The sequence below is a fragment of the Mesorhizobium sp. B2-6-4 genome, from assembly GCF_006441495.1.
Taxonomy (GTDB): Bacteria; Pseudomonadota; Alphaproteobacteria; order Rhizobiales; family Rhizobiaceae; genus Mesorhizobium.
The window spans coordinates 56,632-74,740 of the sequence record NZ_VFUE01000019.1; the positions used below are offsets into that span (position 1 = coordinate 56,632).

Consider the following 18,109-nt stretch of genomic DNA (forward strand, 5'->3'; position numbering starts at 1 on the left):
TCACCAGCGCGACAGGATGCGATCGAGCGTTTCGGCAAGTTGCTCGGCATTGTCCCTGGCGAACGGCAGCGGCGGCCTGATCTTCAGCACGTTGCCGCGCGGACCGCACGACGAGATCAGCACGCCGTCCTCGCGCATGGCTTCGACGACCGCCGACGTCCTGGTGGAGGCCAGCGCCTCGTCCCCCTCCGCAGTCAACTCGACGCCGAAATAAAGACCGTTATGCCTGACATCGGCGACCATGGCGTGGCGACCCTGCAAGGCGCGCAGCAGCTCGCCCGTATAGGCCCCAACCGTGCGCGCATTCTCGACCAGCCCCTCGCCTTCGATCACGTCGAGCACCGCGATGCCGACGGCGGCGGCGACAGGATTGCCGCCGAATGTGTTGAAGTAGCCGGTGTTGGAACCGAAGGAGGCAACAAGCTGCGGCCGCACGATGACCGCGGCCATCGGATGCCCGTCGCCGATCGGCTTGCCCATGGTGACGATGTCAGGTTCGAGGCCGTAATTGGCGAAACCCCACATGCCCTGGCCGAGCCTGCCGAAGCCGGACTGGACTTCGTCGGCAATGACGATGCCGCCCGCCTTCCTGACGTGATCGGCGGCCTCGCGCATCGCCGACGCATCGGGGAAGAAAATTCCGTCGCTGGAAAATGCCGAGTCGATCAGCAGCGCCGCCGGGCGCACGTTCTGTGCGCGCATGTCCTCAATGGCGGCGGCGACATTCCTGGCGAAATCGCGTGCGGCCCGGCCCTGATCGCGAAACGTATCCGGGGCGGCCACGGTCCTGTGCTGCGCGGGCACGCCCTTCGCCCCGACCGCGGCCGGCGACAGCTGCGCGGTGGCGATGGTGGCGCCATGATAGGCGAAATCGGTGATGATCACGCCGGTATTGCCGCTCGAATGCTGGGCGATGCGGATGGCGAGATCGTTGGCCTCGCTGCCGGTGCAGGTGAACATGGCATGGCCGAGATGGGGCGGAAGCGTGCCGAGAAGTCTTTCCGCGTAGTCGAGGATGATTTCGCTGAGGTAACGCGTGTGGGTGTTGAGCGTGGCCGCCTGCCCCGACAGCGCCTCGACGACACGTGGATGGCAATGCCCGACCGAAGCGACGTTGTTGTAGGCATCGAGATACTTGCGACCTTGGGCATCGTAGAGCCAGACGCCGCTGCCACGCACGAGATGGATCGGGTTGCGGTAGAAGGCGCGATAGGTCGGGCCGAGCAGCGTGGCACGGCGCTCCAGCAGCGCGCGCTCGGATGCTGATGCACCGGCATCGGCGGAGGCATTTGCGGGCGAGGATTGGGACACGAGCGTCTACTCCGGATTGGAATGATCGAGGAAATAACGGCGGGCATCGCTGTGTGACAGTCCGTCCAGCCGCTCGAGCGAGGCCCAGACCTCGGTGATGAGGCGCAGCACATAGTCGCGCTTGGCCGGGAAGCGCTCCGCCTGCCAGGTGGCAATGTTGGCGATGAGCGCAAGGCGGGCACGGATCAGGTCGAACAGGATGCCGATCTCCTCGGCCTCGAGCGGCTGCACCGACTGGTAGCCAGCAACGAAGCGCGCGGCGGGCGCCAGCGGGTGGCCGTCGGCCGGCCAGCGGTAGACGGCGCCGATGGCGAGATCGCAGATCAGCGGCGAATGGATCATGTCGCCGAAATCGAGGATGCCGCTGACGATCTCGGGCCGCGATGCGTCCATCAGCACATTGTAGGAATTCATGTCGTTGTGGACGATCTGGGCGCGCAGGCTGGGAATAATGGGTGCGGCATGCTCCTCGAAGGCATCGATGACGCGCTCGACCATGGCCCGGTGCCTGGCATCGGCGATATGCGCCAGCATGGGCCGCGTCTTGGCGACCTTGCGGATATCCCACAAAAGGTCGCTGCCGGCGGCCGGGTGGAAAAAGCCGCGCAGTGCCCGGCCAAGCCGAGCGAGGAAGATGCCGAGATTGCGATCTTGCGCAGCCGACACCGGCGAGCGCGAAAGCAACTGGCCGGGCAGATAGGTGACCAGCCGGACGATACGCGGCTGCGAACCGCCGATGCTGACCGTAAACTGCGCATCGCGATCGAGGCTTTTGCGCACCGAGGGAACCGGCAAGGCAGGATCGACAGCAAGGATGTGGTCCAGCGCCTTGTTCTGGAAATCGGTGAAGCCGGCCTCTTCCGCCGGATGCGAGATTTTCAGGACAAATTCGCCCTCGCCATCGGTGCGGATGTGAAAATTGTGGTCGCGCTCCCCGGGCAAGGGCTGAGCGGTTCCGGCAAGGCCGTAGTGCTGGCGCAGGATGGCAAGCGCATCGGCAATCGGGACATCGGGCGCGTCTTCGGCCAGCGTCTCGCCGAATGCATCGGTCACGGCGCCGGTCATCGTCTTGCCTCGGGGTCGACAGACTCCAGCCCACACCAGTCGGCGATGAACAGCGCGATCGTCTGGGTGACCTTGCGTACTGATTCGAGGTCCACCGCCTCGTCATAGCCATGCGGCATGCGGCAGATCGGACCGTAGACGATGGCCGGCGTGTCAGCGTAGAGGCCGAAGAAGCGCGCATCGGTGGTGGCAGAGGTGACGTGTTCCTGCAGCGGCTCGCCCCAGACGGCGGCATGGCTACGACGCAGCACGGTTTCCATCTCGTCGGCGCCCTCCAGCACATAGCCCTCGGCCATGAAGCCATTGTAGGTGATCCTGGGCGGGCGGTTGGCCATGAACGGATCGGCGCGGGCCGCGTCGGCGATGCAGGCCTCGAGCTCGGCTCTGGCATCCTCCAGCTTCTGGCCGGGATAGGTGGCGACACGCATCTCGAACACGCAGCGCGCGGGGACGCTCGATGTCCATTCGCCGCCTTCGATCTTGCCCAGATTGAAACGGATCGGATGCGGGTGATCGCAGAAATGCCTGTCGTCGACCTTGCGCGCGTTCCAGACGATTTCGAGCTGCTTCAACGCCTGGATGATGAGGAAAGCCTTTTCGATGGCGTTGGCGCCGGCCGAGAAAGCGCCCGACGCATGCTGGGGATCGCCGTCGACCTCGACCCTAAACCAGATCGGGCCGACCTGCGCCCGCATCAGCTTCGGCTCCAGCGGTTCGGGGATGAAGGCTGCGTCGGCGCGGTAACCGCGCTGCAGGCAAGCGAGCGCGCCATTGCCGGTGCACTCTTCCTCGACCACCGATTGCAGGAAGACCTTCGCGGCCGGCTGATAGCCGAGGCGGCGCAGTGCGGCCAGCGCGTAGAGGCAGGCCGAGAGCCCAGCCTTCATGTCGCCGGCGCCGCGACCATGCATCCAGCCGTCCTCGATGACCGGATCATAGGGATCGCGCAGCCAGCGATCGAGCGGGCCCGTCGGCACGACGTCGATGTGGCCGTTGAGGATCAGCGAGCGGCCGGTCGCGTTTCGCGGCATGTGGGTGGCGACGACGTTGAAGGCGTCGTCATAGGAGACGGCCACGGGCGAAAAGCCCGGCAGGTCGCGGATCGCATCGACATCGACACGCCACATGTCCACCGTATAGCCATCTGCTTCATACGCGGCTGCCATGAAGGATTGCGCCGCGTGTTCTTCGGCGCGTTGCGAGGGGAAGCGCACGAGGTTCGCGAGGAATTCCACCTGCCGCGCGAAGCCGTCGTCGACCGCGTTCAAAATGGCCTCGTCGGCAATTCGCTCAGGCATGATATTCCGCTTTCCGTTCGATGGTGTATCATATCTCATATGCCATCTCTGTGAAACGCAAGAGACAGGCGGGCCAAAAATCTTGACCCACCTCGGGAGCCTCTTGGCAGGCGAGCGCAGAGTTGGCATCAGCTTCTTGCGCGCCGGTGGGGAAGGTCGAGGACAGATGTTGGTCACCGAAGGCAGATTGCCTGATGAAATCACCAATCTAACGGTTGGCTATCGGCGGGTGCCGGCCGGCAAGATCGTCAATGCGGTGACATGGATGGAAGCGCGCGCGCCGGTGCCGGGTCTCGCGCGGCCGTTGACCATGACAAGGATCGCGAAACCCGACAGTGCTTCCTACCGTGCAATCTTCCTGGAGATCGGCGCTCCCTGGCTCTGGGATCACGCCGCCGAAATGTCGGATGCCGAGATCGCCGCGCATTTCGCCGATCCGCGCCAGCATCTCTATTACGGCCATGATGAAAGCGGCGCCCATGTCGGCATGGTCGAGTTCTCGGCGGCCGAGGACAACGAGATCGAGATCACCTATTTCGGCCTGTTCCCCTCCCTGACCGGCCGCGGCTTCGGCAAGCGGCTGATGGCCGGCGCGCTCGACCAGGCATGGCGTCTTCGGCCCAGCCGCATTTGGCTGCATACCAGCAGCTTCGACCATCACAGTGTCATCGGTTTCTACAGGGCCTGCGGATTTGAGCCCTTTGCGACCGGCTTTGAAATCGCCGACGACCCCAGGACCAAGGGAACGTTGCCGCGTGATGCGGCGCCGCAGATTCCCTTGATCGAGACGGACTGGTCCCCCGACGCCAGATGAAAACGCCTTCACAACCAGCCAGGCATCTCGGCATCGACGGCCTTGGCGCCGGCCGCCGTCAGGTCGCCTGGACCGCTGGAAGCCGCTTACGCAATTCGTCGACAAGCACCCTGATGTTTTCGGAATAGTCGATGGGCACGACGACGAGATGGACGCCGCCGCCGGTGAAGGCCTGCTCCAGCGCCGGCCGGAATTCGGCGATCGCGCCGACCCTGGTTCCCTTGGCGCCATAAGCCTCGGCGTACTTGACGAAATCGGGATTGCCGAAGGTCATGCCGAAATCCGGAAACTCGTCGACCGCCTGCTTCCAGCGGATCATGCCATAGGCGTGGTCCTCGAGCAGCAGGACGACAAAATTGAGCTTGAGCCGGACGGCGGTCTCCAGTTCCTGGCTGTTCATCATGAAGCCGCCGTCGCCGCAGATGGCCATGACGCGGCGCTGCGGATAGAGCAGTGCCGCCATCATCGCCGACGGCAGCCCCGCGCCCATGGTGGCCAGCGCATTGTCGAGCAGCAGCGTATTCGCCATGCGCGTGCGGTAATTGCGCGCGAACCAGATCTTGTACATGCCGTTGTCGAGGGCAAGGATTCCGTCGGCCGGCATCACGGCGCGCACGTCATGCACGATGCGTTGCGGGGTGAAGCGGTCTTCCGTGCCGCGCGCGGCGATGCGGCTCAGAATGCCTTCGCGCAACGGCAACAGAGCCTGCGCGTTGGGGATCTTGCCCTCGATGCGATCCGCCAGCAGCGCCAGCGAAGGGCCGAGGTCGCCGACGATCTCGGTCTGCGGGAAATAGACCTGCTCGACATCGGCGGTTTGATAGCCGACATGGATGACCTTCGGCCCCTTGACGCCCATGATGAAGGGCGGCTTCTCGACCGTGTCGTGACCGATGGTGATGATCAGGTCGGCCTGTTCGATGGCTTCGTGCACGTAGTCGCGTTCCGAAAGGGCCGCCGTTCCCATGTAGAGTTCGGTGCCGCCGGGCACGGTGCCCTTGCCCATCTGCGTGGTGAAATAGGGAATTTGGGTGCGCAGCACGAACTGGGCGACATCGGGCGTGACGCGCGGCCGCGACGCCGCGGCGCCGAACATCAGCAGCGGACGTTTGGCCTCGATGATCATGCGGGCGGCGCGGTCGAGCGCGCCCGCACCGGCCAGCGGCAGTTCGACCGGATGCGTCGGCACCAGCGGAACCGGATCGCACTCCGCCGCCGCAATGTCTTCCGGCAGTTCCAGATGCACGGGACCCGGCCGCTCTTCCTGCGCGACGCGGAAGGCTTCGCGCACCAGCGAGGGGATCATTTTGGGCGAGACGATCTGGCGCGACAGCTTGGTCAGCGGTTTCATCGCCGCGACGATGTCGACGATCTGGAACCGCGCCTGCCTGGACGACAGGATTCCCTTCTGGCCGGTGATCATGATCATCGGCATGGCGCCGAGCAGCGCATAGGCCGAGCCGGTCGTCAGATTGAGCGCGCCGGGGCCGAGCGTGGTGATGCACACACCTGGCTTGCCGGTGAGCCGGCCATAGGTCGCGGCCATGAAGGCGGCCGCCTGCTCGTGACGGGTCAGGATGAGCTGGATCGAGGAGCGGCGGATGGATTCGACGATGTCGAGATTCTCCTCGCCCGGAATGCCGAATATCCGGTCGACCCCTTCGTTCTCGAGGGCCGCCACGAACAGATCCGAACCTTTGGTCATCAACCGTCTCTCCCGCAATGCGCGTGCATGCCGCCAGCTTTGCCCCATATCGCATTGGAAAGCGATGCCTCAAAGAGCCGGAGGCGCCTCTCCACGGAATGTCCGCGCGATCCAAAACGAGAGTGGCCGCGAGCGCTGGCGATCACGCCATCCGTTTCGGCAAGGCGGCCGCCAGCGCATCGACGGCCAGCCGAACTTTCAGCGGCAAGTGAGGCGTCTGCAGCCAAAGGGCGTGGCAGTCATAAAGATATCGCGGCTGGTCCGGCAAGAGCTCGACCAGCGCGCCTGCCTGAATGCGCTCGCGAACCAGCCACCATGGCAACCAGGCGAGCCCCATGCCCTCGGCCGAAGCATCGGCGATGGCATCGAGATCGTCGAGCCGCAGCCGGCTGCCGGGCATGATCTCCTGTGCTGGTTGTCCTTCGCGCGGGAACAGCCAAGGCTGAACGGCTTGGCCGAGCCGGCGATATACGATGGCATGATGATTGGCGAGATCTTCGATCCGCCGTGGCTCGCCCTGAATTTTCAGATAGGACGGCGCCGCACAGACAATCATGTCCTGGCTCGCGACGCGGCGCGCGATCACGCCTGCCCTGTCCTCCAGATCACCGGTTCGGATGGCAAGATCGTAGCCGTCCTCGGCAAGATCGGCGAAGCGGTCGCTGAGCGACAGATCGAGTTCCAGCATCGGATATTGCCGCGCCAGTTTCAGCAGCACGGGTGTTACGCAGTGGCGGCCGAAATGCGCCGGCATGGTGACGCGCAGCTTGCCCCGCGGCTCCGAGATTTGGCCGGCGGCAAGTTGATCGGCAGCTTCGGCCTCGGCCAGCACCAGCCGACAGCGGTCGTAGTAGGCGCGTCCGAACTCGGTGAGGTTCTGCCGGCGCGTGGTGCGGTTGAGCAGGCGCATGCCGAGACGCTCCTCCAGAAACCGGACGTGTTTGCCGACCATCGGTCCGGACAGATCGAGTGCGGCCGCGGCCGCCGCGAACGAGCCGAGGTCGACCGCCCTGACGAACACGGCCATGCTCTCAAGGCGATCCATATTCGAAACTCCTGGTTTCTACTGTTCTGCTCCCATTGCTATTTATCCAACTTCGCCTTGGCGACATAGCTCCTTTCGGTTCAAACAATTTGGAGTAGACCCAATGGCGCGCGTCGTTCGCTTTCATCGGCATGGTGGCCCCGAGGTCCTGCGGATCGAAAATGTGGATCTTCCCCTACCCGGCCCGGGCGAGGTTCAGATCCGCGTCAAGGCGCTCGGCCTCAATCGCGCCGAGGCGCTACTGCGCGCGGGCACCTATATCGAGACGCCCACCCTGCCCTCCGGGCTTGGCCTGGAGGCCGCAGGCCTCATCGAAGCGGTCGGCGAAGCCGTGACGGGTCTGGCTCCGGGTGATGCCGTCGGCGTCATCCCGCCGCAATCGATGATCCGCTGGCCGGCTTACGGAGAGCTTGTTACCTATCCTGCCGGGCTCGTCGTCAAAAATCCGATATCACTCGACTGGCGGACCGCGGCCGCGATGTGGATGCCGTACCTCACCGCCTATGGCGCGCTGATAGACATCGCCAGGCTACGCAACGAGGACTTCGTCGTCATCACGGCAGCCTCGAGCAGCGTCGGGCTTGCCGCGATCCAGATCGCCAACAGCGTCGGCGCGACGGCGATCGCGGTGACACGGACCTCGACGAAGAAGCAGGCCCTGCTCGACGCCGGCGCGGCTGAAGTCGTGGTCCTGGCCGAGGAGGATCTGGAGGCGCGGCTACGCCGGATCGCCGGGCCGCGAGGCGTGCGCATCGTGTTGGACGCGATCGGCGGCCCGATTTTCGAGCCGCTCGCGGCGGCGATCGAATATGGCGGGTTGAGCTTCGAGCCGACGCCGTTTCCCTTGCCGGCCGTGCTTGGCAAGACATTGACGCTGCGCGGCTACCTCGTCCACGAGATCACCGGCGACCCAGCGAAGCTGGAAGCCGCCAAGGCGTTCATCCTCGAAGGGCTGGAGGCCGGCACGCTGAAGCCGATCATCGACAGGACCTTCCCGTTCGAGCAGATCGTCGAGGCGCATCGCTATCTCGAATCGAACGAGCAGTTCGGCAAGATCGTGGTGACGGTCTGAGCAGGGACGCCGGGGTCGTTGGCGCAGGCGCGGTACCCAACGCTCGAAGCGCAATAACGTCAGCGATGGGGAACAAATTCGATCCTCGCGGACAATGTCGCTCTTGAAGGCGCGGTTCTCCATTCCTAACTCTCGCATGCGGGCCGGGCCCCTCTGACTGTCGCACCTCGCGACCGTGATGTCGGACCGCTTTAACGGGCCTGTTTCCATCCTTTCGGTCAAGCGGGCTCATCTCTTTTGGTTTGGAGCCCCATATGACATCGTCTTCCCTTCTTGGATTGGTTTGCCCCTCCTGCCGCGTCGCGCTCGTGATGAGCGAACGCCAGGGTATCGAGATCGATTATTGCCCGCAGTGCCGTGGCGTCTGGCTTGACCGCGGCGAACTCGACAAGATCATCGAGAGATCGGCCAAGGAGGCCTCGCCCGCGCCACAGCCGGCAGCGTTCTCCCAGCCCCAGCATGGCCGGGACCGCGATGACGACTATGCGCGCTCGCAGGGCCACCGCTATCCGAAACGGAAGAAATCGTTCTTCGAAGAGCTGTTCGATTGACCGCACGCCGGTAGCCGGCCCGACGTCTGTCGAGAATTTCCGAAACCACATCGATAAAAGGTCCGTCCAGATGATTTCCCGCACAAGCCGATTTGCCGCCCTGTTTGCCGGACTGTTCCTGGCATTCTCCATGGTCGCGGTAGACCATGCCGAGGCCCGTCGCGGCGGCAGTTTCGGCAGCCGCGGCATGCGCACGTTCCAATCAGCGCCGCCAACCAGGACGGCCCCGGCGCCGACCGCTCCGGTCGAGCGTTCGATGACGCCCAATACCGGCGTGAATACCGCGGCCCGGCAGCCGCAGGCCGGCCCGCAGAGGCCCGGCTTCATGAGCGGCTTCGGTGGAACGATGATGCGCGGCCTGCTGATCGGCGGCCTGATCGGGCTGCTCCTGGGCCAGGGCTTCGGCGGGCTGGCGGGCATGTTCGGTTTCCTGCTGCAGGCCGTGCTGATCGGTGGCGCCATCATGCTGGCAATCAGGTTCTTCCGGTCGCAATCCGCGCGTGGCCCCGCCCCTGCGCTCGCCGGCGCCGGCAATGCCTCGCGATTTGAAAACCGCGCAGCCGGACAGAGCGATGCCAACAATGCGCGTTCTTTCGCCATTCCCGGCTTTGGCGGCGGTTCAGGCGGAGGCTCCGCGGCGGCCACCGGTTCCGATGAAATCCGGCTCGCCCAGACCGACCTCGACGCATTCCAGCAGCTGTTGAGCGATGTCCAGGAAGCGTTCGGGCGTGAGGATCATGCCGCGTTGCGCAAGACGACGACTCCCGAAATGGTGTCCTATCTCTCTGAAGAGCTGGCCGACAATGCGAAGAAGGGCCTCAGGAACGAGGTATCCGACGTCACCCTCCTGCAGGCCGACATCGCGGAAAGCTGGCGCGAGGATGACCGCGACTATGCCACGGCGGCCCTGCGTTATGAATCGCGCGACGTGATGCGCGAACGGGCCAGCGGCAAGGTCGTCGAGGGCGACAAGGATCATCCCACGGAGACGACGGAGCTGTGGACCTTCACGCGTCAGAATGGCTCGAGCTGGAAGCTCTCGGCAATCCAACAGGCCTGAGCTCCAGCGTGCGAACTCGCGTTGACAAAGGCGGCCTGACGACGGCCGGTCCGGCTGTGTCAGCAGCCTCCATGGCCGGCAGCTCTCAAAATAGGAATTTTTTCTTGACTGGGTGAAGGCAGCTATGGTAGATATTTATCTATGGTGCTGAGTTGCGCCAGGAACCCGCCGCGCAGGCGGGTTTTTTCGTTCAATGCTCCGTCAACAGCTCCGGCGAAGCCACCCGTCAACCCGGATCGCCCGGCCTGAGCTCCGGCCCGTTTCAGTCCGAAGCTTCGATGCCGATGTCGCGCACGGTTCACCGCACGATCTTGACGCACATCGGCGTGCCGATCTCGATGGCACGGCCGGTGTCGGTCAGCCGGCCGCTCTCGGCGTCGCGCGCGAAGATCGATATGCGGTCGGCATTCTGGTTGGCCGAGAACAGGTGGTCGCCCGACGGCGTCAGCGCCAGGTTGCGCGGCGTGGCGCCGCCGCAAGGGACATGGCCGACAAGGCTCAGCGCGCCACTTTGCTGGTCGACGGCCATGATGACCACACTGTCATGGCCTCGGTTGCAGCCGTAGAGGAAGCGGCCGTCGGGCGAGATCTGGATATCGGCGCAGTGATTGGCCTGGCGCGCCTCGGCCGGCACGGCCGCCCTGGCGTCGATGGTCGAGAGCTTGCCGCTTGCCTTGTCCAGCGCCATCGACACGATGGTCGAATCCAGCTCGTTCATGACGAAGGCAAAACGGCCGTTCGGATGCAAGGCGAGATGGCGTGGACCGGCGCCCGGCGGCAAAGCGGATTCGGCCAGTTTGGTCAGATTGCCATCGTGCTCGATCCGGTAGGACACCAGCCGGTCGATGCCGAGATCGGCGACGATGGCCGTTCCGCCGGCGATGGTTTCGGTGACGCTATGGGCATGCGAGCGCTCTTGCCGGATTGCGTTCGGGCCAGTGCCCTTGTGCGAAACGCTGGCCAGAGGAGCCGACAAGGCGCCATCGCTGTCGAAGCCATAGACCGCGACTGCGCGATCCGGACCGCCCTCGCCCATGCCGTAATTGGCGACCAGCAGCTTCGTGCCATCGTGGGTGATGGTGTTATGCGCGGTGATGCTGCCGAGTGACGGCTGCTTGTTCAGGTAAGTGAGCGTGCCCGAGGCGCGGTCGAAGCCGTAGGCCGAAACCGTTCCTTCGCGCCAGGCGAAGACTTCCGAATTGGCGTAGAGGCGCGAACCATCCGGCGTCACCGAAAGGAAGGTCGGATTGTCGATGTCACTGGTCTCGGCCAGCTTTCGTGTTTCCAGCGTCTCCTCGTCGAAGCTGTAGACGCCGAGGCCGACGCCGCGTGCGCCCTGAAAATAGGGCGCCTCCCGGTTCAGGCTGCCGACAAAGACCAGACAGGCATCGCGCATGTTTTCCTCCCTGTTCCGCCGGGCTCGAGCGCAGCGGGAACAGCCAAAATTTCGCCCGTCCTCGCTTGCAACGCAACCCCATATGTGAAAATAGTATTTACAAAAGAAGATTGACGGGAGGAGACGTCGTGCAATCTGGCGCCTTGACGCGTGTTCCGAAACTTGTGCCGTGCCTTGCGCAGTGCCAGCGGAGCCAGCGATGAACGACTTCGCACCGACCGTCGGCGTCGCCTCGACGCATCCGGCCAACATGCCCGCGGAACATGCCGCCTTGCCGGTTTGGAACGCCGAGAACTGGTTCTACGAGGACTGGCCGGTCGGCCAGAAGATCCGCTCGTTGCGCCGCACCATGGCCGAAGGGGACAGCCACCTGTTCAACACGCTGGTGCTCGACATCCATCCTTACGTGCAGGACCAGATGTTTGCCGAGACAGAGGGCATTTTCGGCAAGCGGCTGGTGGCGGGCGCCTTCGTCTTCTCGGCTGGCTTGGGGCTCGTCGCAACCAACTGCGTCAACGCGTTTTCCTATGGCTACGACAAGCTCCGCTTCATAAAGCCCGTCTTCATCGGCGATACGATCTATTCGATCCGGTCCAACCTCGACAAGACGCCGCGCTACAAGGACATGGGGCTGATCCGCGCCAGCTACCAGGTGTTCAAGGGCGAAGGCGAACTCGTTCTCTATTGCGAGCATCTGCAGACGGTGAAGTACCGCAACCCTGCCGATTTCCTCGGCAAGACGGAGAAGTAGAAATGCCGGCAGCAGCCGAATTGCCGCTTGCCGGTCTCGTCGTCGTCGACATGAGCCAGTTCCTGTCCGGGCCCTACTGCTCGCTCAGGCTGCTGGATCTCGGCGCCCGCGTCATCAAGATCGAGCGTCCGGACGGCGGCGACCTGTCGCGCCGGCTCTATCTCAGCGACACCGAGATCGGCGGTGATTCCACCATCTTCCATGCCATCAACCGGGCCAAGGAAAGCCTCGCCATCGACCTGAAGGACGAGGCGGATCTCAAGGCGCTGCGCGGCCTGCTGGCGAAGGCCGACGTGCTGATCCAGAATTTCAGGCCGGGTGTCATCGAACGGCTCGGCCTCGACTACGAGGCGGTCCGCAAGATCAACCCGCGCCTGGTCTATGCCTCGATCAGCGGCTATGGCGAGGACGGCCCATGGGTCAAGCGGCCCGGCCAGGACCTCCTGGCGCAGGCGCGCTCCGGGGTGATGTGGCTGAACGGCGACGAGGACCAGGGGCCGGTGCCGTTCGGGCTTGCTATCGGCGACATGCTGGCGGGCGCGGCATGCGCGCAAGGCATACTGGCCGCCCTTGTGCGGCGCGGCATCACCGGCCAGGGCAGCCATATCGAAACCAGCCTGCTGGAAGCGCTGGTCGACTTCCAGTTCGAGGTACTGACCACGCATCTCAATGACGGCCGGCGTTTGCCGCGCCGCTCCAGCTTCCGCAGCGCGCATGCCTATCTGTCGGCACCTTACGGCGTCTATCCCGCCAAGGATGGTTACCTCGCCATCGCCATGACACCGATCCCGAAACTCGCCGACCTGCTGTCGCTGGAGGAACTGGCGCCCTACCGCGACAAGCCGGCATCCTGGTTCACCGCGCGCGACGACATCAAGGCGATCGTCGCGCAGCGGATCGCGACCAGGACGGTCGACGAGTGGCTTGATGTTCTCGAACCCGCCGACATCTGGTGCGCCAAGGTGCTGACCTGGCCGGAAATGCTGGCAAGCGGGGGCTTCCAGTCGCTCGACATGCTGCAGACGGTGACGCGCGAGGACGATGTCTCGATCCTTACCACCAGTTCGCCGCTCAGGGTCGACGGCATCAGGGCCAAGGTCGACCGGGCAGCACCGCGCATCGGCGAGCATAGCGCCGCGATCCGCGAGGAGTTCGGCCTGTGACCACGCGCTTCCTAAAGCCCACGCTCAGGGGCATGACCTGGAACCATCCGCGCGGCTATGATCCGATGGTCGCCTGCTCGTCGCTGTGGAAGCAGAAAACCGGCATTGCCGTCGAATGGGACAAGCGTTCGCTGCAGGACTTCGAGTCCTTCCCGGTCGAGGAACTGGCGCGCGCCTATGATCTGATCGTCATCGACCATCCGCATGTCGGCCAGATCACCGCCGAACGCTGCCTGGAGCCGCTCGATGTCGCCGGCCGCGAGGCGGAGCGCGCGGCACTTTCCTCCGGCAGCGTCGGCCAGTCCTATCCGAGTTACACATGGCAGGGACGGCAGTGGGCGTTTCCCATCGATGCCGCGACGCAGGTCCAGGCATGGCGGCCCGATGCGCTTGGCGCACCGCCATCGCGATGGAGCGAAGTGCTCGATCTCGCCCGGCAGGCACGCGTGCTGCTGCCGTTGCGGCCACCGCATTCGATGATGGTGTTCTTCACGCTCGCAGGCAATCTCGGGCATGCTTGCGCGACCGACCCGTCCAACGATCTCATCGACGGCGAGGCCGGCAGCGAAGTCTTCGAGACAATGCGCGAGATTGCCGCGCTGGTCGACCCGGCCTGCTTCGAGATGGATCCGATCGCCGTTTCGGAGCGGATGGCGCAGGCCGGATCCCCGATCGTCTGCGCACCGCTGATCTACGGCTATGTTTCCTACGCGATGGCCGGGTTTCGCCCACATCGCCTGGCATTTGGCGACATCCCTGTTGTCGGATCCAGCGGCCCGATTGGCACGGCGCTTGGCGGCACAGGCATAGCGGTGTCGGCCTTCTCGAAGGCGAAAGAGGCGGCAACCGATTTCGCCTACTGGCTCGCCAGCGGCGAGGTCCAGCGTGGCCCCTATGCCGCGGCCGGCGGACAGCCCGGCCATGCCGCGGCCTGGGAGGATCAGGCCGTCAATGCGGCGACCGGCAATTTCTATCGCGATACGCGCGCGACCCTGGAGGGCGCATGGGTGCGGCCTCGCCATGATGGTTACATGGCGTTCCAGCAGGCCGCGTCCGACCGCGTCAATTCCGGCATGACCTCAGGGCATCGTTCCAGCCAGGTCATTGCCGATCTCAATCGCCTGTTTCGGCAGAGCGCCCCGGCGCAGGCGACCGGCACTGCCGGTGGAGGAGCCTGAAAAAATTGAACGGAGGAGACAAATGAAAAGCCTGATCCGCGGCCTTGTGGCCGCAACCGCCTTCGCCTCACTCGCAACGACAGCTTTTGCCGAAGACGTACAAGGCGTCATCAGCGGGCTGCCCGATGAACTCAAGGCGCAATATGACGGCGCGCCGCAGACGGTGCTGCCATCGGCCTGGGACAATTTCAACCCGCCGTCCAAGCCATGGAAATGGTGCCATTCGGAATCCTACCAGGGCAACCCCTGGCGGGTCACCGTCACCAAGGAGCTGAAGCGCCTGGTCGACGGGCTGATCGCCGACGGCACCGTCTCCAGCTTCGAAGTGTCGGATTCCAACAACGACGCCAGCCAGCAGATCAACCAGATCCGCGCCTTCATCGACAAGAAGTGCTCGATCATCACCTCGATCCCGGGCTCGGCAACAGCGCTCGATGACGCCATCGATGCGGCCGCCAAGGCAGGCATCCCGTTCATCACCGCCGCCGGTTCGGTGACCAGCCCGAACGCGATCAATGTCGATTCCAACTATGCGCGCTGGGGCTACGACATGATGACGGCGATCGGCAAGGCCAAGCCTGATGGCGCCAGCATCCTGCTGGTCGAGGGCATCGCCGGCCACCCGATCGTGGTTCAGGAGCGCCAGGGCGCCGACAAGGCGCTGGCGGAAAACCCCAAGCTGAAGATCTCGCGCACGGTCAACGGCAATTGGACGGCCAATGTCACCAAGACGGTGGTGCTGCAGGCGATCGCCACCAACCCGGCGCCGATCGATGCGGTGTGGACGACAGGCAGCGAAAGCCGCGTCGTCGCGGAGGCGTTCGCCGAAGCCGGCCGGCCGGCGCCGCTGATCACCGGTTCTATCACCGGCGATGCCCTGGGCTACTGGAAGGCCAATCCCGACAAGTACCGCTTCGAGGGCCATGCCGTGCTGCCGCACTGGACCGCCGAAACGCTGTTTCGCGTCGGCGAACGCATGCTCGACGGCCAGAAGCCGAAGCTGAACACGCTGCTCATTCCGATTCCGCCGGTCCACAATGCCGATCTCGGCGCCTGGTACAAGGACTGCATGACGACGGATGCCGTATCGATCTTCCCGGTGCCGCCCAAGGATCCGATGCCGGAAGAATGGCTCGACGCCTATTTCTCCAACCCGGCGCCGACCAAGGGATGGGACTATTCGAAGGTGCCAGACGCCTGCGCGAAGTGACGCCTGGGCCAGATAAGACCTCGACAAGCCGGCTCCTTTCGGAGGGCCGGCTTGCCAGCTTCGAAACGCGACATGCTTGAAATCAGAAACATATCCAAACGCTATGGCGAGACGGTCGCGCTTGCGGACGCCTCGATCGCGTTCCGGGCAGGAACCATCCACACCATCCTGGGCGAGAATGGTTCGGGCAAGAGCACCATGGTCAAGCTGCTGTCCGGCATCGTTCAGCCCGACAGCGGCACGGTCCTGCTGCAAGGCAGGCCGTTTTCGGGCGGAACCCCCTCGGCCTTCCAGGCGCAAGGCTTCGCCACGGTCTTCCAGGAAGTGCTGATCGCGCCGGACCGCAGCGTGACCGACAATATCCTGCTTGGCCTCGACGGCCTGGTCCGGCGCGCGGTTCCCCGCAACGAGCGGCGCGACAGGGCAGCCGCCGCCCTCAAACGTTTCGCCGTCACCAACGTTCCGCTCGACATGCCCGCCGGGCAGTTGCCGCTCGCAGCACAGCAACTCGTCGTTCTTGCTCGTGCGGTCGTGCGCGATCCAAAGATCCTGATCCTCGACGAAGTGACCGCAGCACTCGACTTCGCCGACCGCGAGTCCGTTTTTTCGCTGATGCGCACGCTTGCCGGCGAAGGCTGCCTGATCCTGTTCATCACCCACCGCATGGATGAGGTGACGTCGCTTTCGGATCGCATCTCGATCCTGCGCGGCGGCAGCGTGGTGCGCACCGAGGAGCGCGGCGCTTCGACGCCGGCGGAGCTTCTCAAGGCGATGGCGCCACGCACCGCCGCGGAGCTGGCGCATGGCTGATCGCGCCGCCCTCACTATCCGCGACCTCGTCATCGCGCCGGGCGCAAGCCCGATCATGCAGGCGATCGCCGCCGGCGAGATCGTTGGGCTCGCCGGCCTGGATGGCCATGGCCAGGAGCTTTTCCTCGAGATGCTTGCCGGCCTTGTCGCGCCGCTTGGCGGTTCGGTCATCCTTGATCTGCCCGGCGCATCCCGCGCCATCACCGGCTTCCGCAAGGCCGTATCGAGCGGCATCGCCTATCTTCCGCGCGGGCGTGCCAAAGGCATTTTCCCGACGCAGTCGGTGCTCGACAATTTCGCCGTCTCGACGCTGTCTCGCGATACCCGCCTCGGCCTGATCAGCCCGGCGGCGCGCAAGGCGCGCTACGAGGCCTATCGCGAAAGGCTGTCGATATCAGCGCCTCGGCCCGACGCGCCGATCACCACCCTGTCCGGCGGCAACCAGCAGAAGGTGCTGTTGGCGCGGGCCCTGGCGCTGGACCCCGCAATGTTGCTTCTCAACGACCCGACGCGCGGCGTCGACGTGGCGACCCGGCATGTTCTCTACGACGTCTTTCGCGGGCTGGCTTCCGACGGCATGGGGCTCGTCATCCTGTCCAGCGAGATCGAGGAGATCCTTCTTCTCTGCCATCGCGTGCTGGTGTTCCGCGAAAATGAAGTCGCGGCGGAAATCGCCGGCCAGGCGATGACCACCGGGAACGTGATCGCAGCCATGTTCGGACGCGCAGCATGAGACCCTTTGCACGCATCCTGTCCCTCGGGCGAAGCGTCGGCTTCGCCGTCGTGCTGCTGATCGTCCTGCTGGCGATCAATCTGATGCTGAGCCCGGCACGGTTCCAGCCGGGCTCCTGGGGTGCGCTGGTTGGTCTGGCGGCGCCGCTGATCGGTGCGGCCATCGCCTCGACGCCGGTGATCCTCGCCGGGCGCGGCGGCATCGATATTTCGGTCGGGCCGCTGATGGGCTTCGTCAACGCCATCGTGATCCAGGTGCTTTTCCTGCGCGCCGGAATATCCTCGCCGCTGGCGCTTGTTCCGGCGGCGCTGCTCATCGGTGCGCTGGTCGGGGCGGCGAACGGTTTCCTGGCGACCATCGTGCGCATCCAGCCGATCGTGGCCACGCTCGGCACCTATCTGATCCTGACGGGGGTGACGCTGACCATCCTGCCGGCGCCGATCGGCCCGGCGCCGGCCTGGCTGAAATCCCTGGCAGGCCCGTTCTCGCTTCTGCCGCTGGCCTCGATGTTCCTTTTCTGGTGGCTGGTGCGGCGCAGCCCCTATTACGACCAGCTGATGGCGGTCGGCAGCGACGATCGCGCCGCCTATACAGCCGGCGTCGACGTCACGCTCGTGCGCTTCATCGCCTATGTCATGACCGGCATCCTGGGCGGCTGCGCCGGACTGATGCTGACTGCGCTGATCGGGTCGGCCGATCCCAACATCGGCCCGACCTACACGCTGATCGCCATCGCCGCCGTGGCGCTCGGCGGTGTCAGTCTTGCCGGCGGCCGTGGTGGCGTCGCGGGTGCCGCGATCGGCGCTGTCGACATCTTCCTGCTGCAAAGCGTGCTGACGACGTTCAACGTCTCGACCTTCGTGCTGCAGATCGCCTACGGCGCCATACTGGTGCTGGCGGTGATGCTGACCGCGCTGCAGGAACGCTTTGCCATCGGGAGGCGCTGA

The 18,109-nt window shown here is 64.8% G+C and carries 17 protein-coding genes; 11 read left to right on the top strand and 6 right to left on the bottom strand.

All coding sequences use genetic code 11. From position 1 onward, the window contains the following. Genes FJ426_RS23805 through FJ426_RS23815 form a run of 3 tightly spaced genes read right to left on the bottom strand, consistent with a single transcriptional unit; the run spans nucleotide 1 to nucleotide 3,674 of the window. Nucleotides 1-1,311 carry an aspartate aminotransferase family protein gene (locus tag FJ426_RS23805; RefSeq protein ID WP_140562024.1) on the bottom strand — a complete coding sequence of 437 codons (1,311 nt, stop codon included), beginning with the start codon at nucleotides 1,309-1,311 and terminating at the stop codon, nucleotides 1-3. Between the two features lie 6 nt (nucleotides 1,312-1,317). Continuing rightward, on the bottom strand, nucleotides 1,318-2,376 hold the full coding sequence (locus FJ426_RS23810) for a phosphotransferase (RefSeq protein WP_140562022.1): 1,059 nt from the start codon (nucleotides 2,374-2,376) through the stop codon (nucleotides 1,318-1,320). Then, the gene (locus FJ426_RS23815; RefSeq protein WP_181172809.1) at nucleotides 2,373-3,674 is read right to left on the bottom strand and encodes an ArgE/DapE family deacylase; all 1,302 of its coding nucleotides are present in this window, start codon (nucleotides 3,672-3,674) and stop codon (nucleotides 2,373-2,375) included. Before FJ426_RS23815 ends, FJ426_RS23810 begins: the two co-directional genes overlap by 4 nt. A 166-nt stretch (nucleotides 3,675-3,840) precedes the next feature. On the opposite strand from FJ426_RS23815, the gene FJ426_RS23820 reads away from it, so the two are divergent. Next, nucleotides 3,841-4,488 carry a GNAT family N-acetyltransferase gene (locus FJ426_RS23820; protein ID WP_181171737.1) on the top strand — a complete coding sequence of 216 codons (648 nt, stop codon included), beginning with the start codon at nucleotides 3,841-3,843 and terminating at the stop codon, nucleotides 4,486-4,488. 58 nt (nucleotides 4,489-4,546) lie between these two features. Here the strand turns inward: FJ426_RS23820 and FJ426_RS23825 are convergent, their stop codons facing one another. Both FJ426_RS23825 and FJ426_RS23830 read right to left on the bottom strand, forming a co-directional pair. Continuing rightward, the gene (locus FJ426_RS23825; RefSeq protein ID WP_140562021.1) at nucleotides 4,547-6,193 is read right to left on the bottom strand and encodes an acetolactate synthase large subunit; all 1,647 of its coding nucleotides are present in this window, start codon (nucleotides 6,191-6,193) and stop codon (nucleotides 4,547-4,549) included. A gap of 142 nt (nucleotides 6,194-6,335) precedes the next feature. Next, nucleotides 6,336-7,238, bottom strand: coding sequence for a LysR family transcriptional regulator (locus FJ426_RS23830; RefSeq protein WP_140514537.1), 903 nt, complete (start codon nucleotides 7,236-7,238; stop codon nucleotides 6,336-6,338). Between the two features lie 103 nt (nucleotides 7,239-7,341). On the opposite strand from FJ426_RS23830, the gene FJ426_RS23835 reads away from it, so the two are divergent. From FJ426_RS23835 to FJ426_RS23845, 3 genes are all read left to right on the top strand, one after another. Further along, a complete protein-coding gene (locus FJ426_RS23835) occupies nucleotides 7,342-8,310 on the top strand; it encodes a zinc-dependent alcohol dehydrogenase family protein (RefSeq protein ID WP_140562019.1) in 969 nt (322 codons plus the stop codon). Nucleotides 8,311-8,564: 254 nt separating this feature from the next. Continuing rightward, the gene (locus FJ426_RS23840) at nucleotides 8,565-8,861 is read left to right on the top strand and encodes a zf-TFIIB domain-containing protein (RefSeq protein ID WP_140497640.1); all 297 of its coding nucleotides are present in this window, start codon (nucleotides 8,565-8,567) and stop codon (nucleotides 8,859-8,861) included. 70 nt (nucleotides 8,862-8,931) lie between these two features. Beyond that, a complete protein-coding gene (locus tag FJ426_RS23845; RefSeq protein ID WP_140562018.1) occupies nucleotides 8,932-9,921 on the top strand; it encodes a Tim44 domain-containing protein in 990 nt (329 codons plus the stop codon). 298 nt (nucleotides 9,922-10,219) lie between these two features. On the opposite strand, the gene FJ426_RS23850 is transcribed toward FJ426_RS23845, so the two are convergent. After that, complete coding sequence (locus FJ426_RS23850; RefSeq protein ID WP_140562016.1) at nucleotides 10,220-11,317, bottom strand: lactonase family protein; 1,098 nt, start codon at nucleotides 11,315-11,317, stop codon at nucleotides 10,220-10,222. 199 nt (nucleotides 11,318-11,516) lie between these two features. Here FJ426_RS23850 and FJ426_RS23855 point away from each other — a divergent pair, with 199 nt between their 5' ends. From FJ426_RS23855 to FJ426_RS23885, 7 genes are all read left to right on the top strand, one after another. Continuing rightward, nucleotides 11,517-12,068, top strand: a complete 552-nt coding sequence (locus tag FJ426_RS23855) for a MaoC family dehydratase (RefSeq protein ID WP_140562015.1) — start codon at nucleotides 11,517-11,519, stop codon at nucleotides 12,066-12,068. A 2-nt stretch (nucleotides 12,069-12,070) separates the two neighbouring features. After that, nucleotides 12,071-13,231: a CaiB/BaiF CoA-transferase family protein gene (locus FJ426_RS23860; protein WP_140497632.1), complete on the top strand. Its 1,161-nt coding sequence runs from the start codon at nucleotides 12,071-12,073 to the stop codon at nucleotides 13,229-13,231. Between the two features lie 32 nt (nucleotides 13,232-13,263). Further along, on the top strand, nucleotides 13,264-14,409 hold the full coding sequence (locus FJ426_RS23865) for an extracellular solute-binding protein (protein ID WP_140562076.1): 1,146 nt from the start codon (nucleotides 13,264-13,266) through the stop codon (nucleotides 14,407-14,409). Between the two features lie 22 nt (nucleotides 14,410-14,431). After that, nucleotides 14,432-15,619, top strand: a complete 1,188-nt coding sequence (locus tag FJ426_RS23870; protein WP_140562013.1) for an ABC transporter substrate-binding protein — start codon at nucleotides 14,432-14,434, stop codon at nucleotides 15,617-15,619. Between the two features lie 72 nt (nucleotides 15,620-15,691). Then, nucleotides 15,692-16,429: an ATP-binding cassette domain-containing protein gene (locus tag FJ426_RS23875; protein WP_140497628.1), complete on the top strand. Its 738-nt coding sequence runs from the start codon at nucleotides 15,692-15,694 to the stop codon at nucleotides 16,427-16,429. Further along, complete coding sequence (locus FJ426_RS23880) at nucleotides 16,422-17,162, top strand: ATP-binding cassette domain-containing protein (RefSeq protein WP_140555583.1); 741 nt, start codon at nucleotides 16,422-16,424, stop codon at nucleotides 17,160-17,162. Before FJ426_RS23875 ends, FJ426_RS23880 begins: the two co-directional genes overlap by 8 nt. After that, the gene (locus tag FJ426_RS23885) at nucleotides 17,159-18,109 is read left to right on the top strand and encodes an ABC transporter permease (RefSeq protein WP_140562012.1); all 951 of its coding nucleotides are present in this window, start codon (nucleotides 17,159-17,161) and stop codon (nucleotides 18,107-18,109) included. Before FJ426_RS23880 ends, FJ426_RS23885 begins: the two co-directional genes overlap by 4 nt.

Bases quoted from the DNA above. Each gene is read 5' to 3' on its own strand.
- FJ426_RS23830 (WP_140514537.1), bottom strand. From the start codon at position 7,238: ATGGATCGCCTTGAGAGCATGGCCGTGTTCGTCAGGGCGGTCGACCTC.
- FJ426_RS23870 (WP_140562013.1), top strand. From the start codon at position 14,432: ATGAAAAGCCTGATCCGCGGCCTTGTGGCCGCAACCGCCTTCGCCTCA.
- FJ426_RS23820 (WP_181171737.1), top strand. From the start codon at position 3,841: ATGTTGGTCACCGAAGGCAGATTGCCTGATGAAATCACCAATCTAACG.
- FJ426_RS23810 (WP_140562022.1), bottom strand. From the start codon at position 2,376: ATGACCGGCGCCGTGACCGATGCATTCGGCGAGACGCTGGCCGAAGAC.
- FJ426_RS23845 (WP_140562018.1), top strand. From the start codon at position 8,932: ATGATTTCCCGCACAAGCCGATTTGCCGCCCTGTTTGCCGGACTGTTC.
- FJ426_RS23850 (WP_140562016.1), bottom strand. From the start codon at position 11,317: ATGCGCGATGCCTGTCTGGTCTTTGTCGGCAGCCTGAACCGGGAGGCG.
- FJ426_RS23885 (WP_140562012.1), top strand. From the start codon at position 17,159: ATGAGACCCTTTGCACGCATCCTGTCCCTCGGGCGAAGCGTCGGCTTC.
- FJ426_RS23860 (WP_140497632.1), top strand. From the start codon at position 12,071: ATGCCGGCAGCAGCCGAATTGCCGCTTGCCGGTCTCGTCGTCGTCGAC.
- FJ426_RS23875 (WP_140497628.1), top strand. From the start codon at position 15,692: ATGCTTGAAATCAGAAACATATCCAAACGCTATGGCGAGACGGTCGCG.
- FJ426_RS23835 (WP_140562019.1), top strand. From the start codon at position 7,342: ATGGCGCGCGTCGTTCGCTTTCATCGGCATGGTGGCCCCGAGGTCCTG.
- FJ426_RS23880 (WP_140555583.1), top strand. From the start codon at position 16,422: ATGGCTGATCGCGCCGCCCTCACTATCCGCGACCTCGTCATCGCGCCG.
- FJ426_RS23840 (WP_140497640.1), top strand. From the start codon at position 8,565: ATGACATCGTCTTCCCTTCTTGGATTGGTTTGCCCCTCCTGCCGCGTC.
- FJ426_RS23865 (WP_140562076.1), top strand. From the start codon at position 13,264: ATGACCTGGAACCATCCGCGCGGCTATGATCCGATGGTCGCCTGCTCG.
- FJ426_RS23825 (WP_140562021.1), bottom strand. From the start codon at position 6,193: ATGACCAAAGGTTCGGATCTGTTCGTGGCGGCCCTCGAGAACGAAGGG.
- FJ426_RS23815 (WP_181172809.1), bottom strand. From the start codon at position 3,674: ATGCCTGAGCGAATTGCCGACGAGGCCATTTTGAACGCGGTCGACGAC.
- FJ426_RS23855 (WP_140562015.1), top strand. From the start codon at position 11,517: ATGAACGACTTCGCACCGACCGTCGGCGTCGCCTCGACGCATCCGGCC.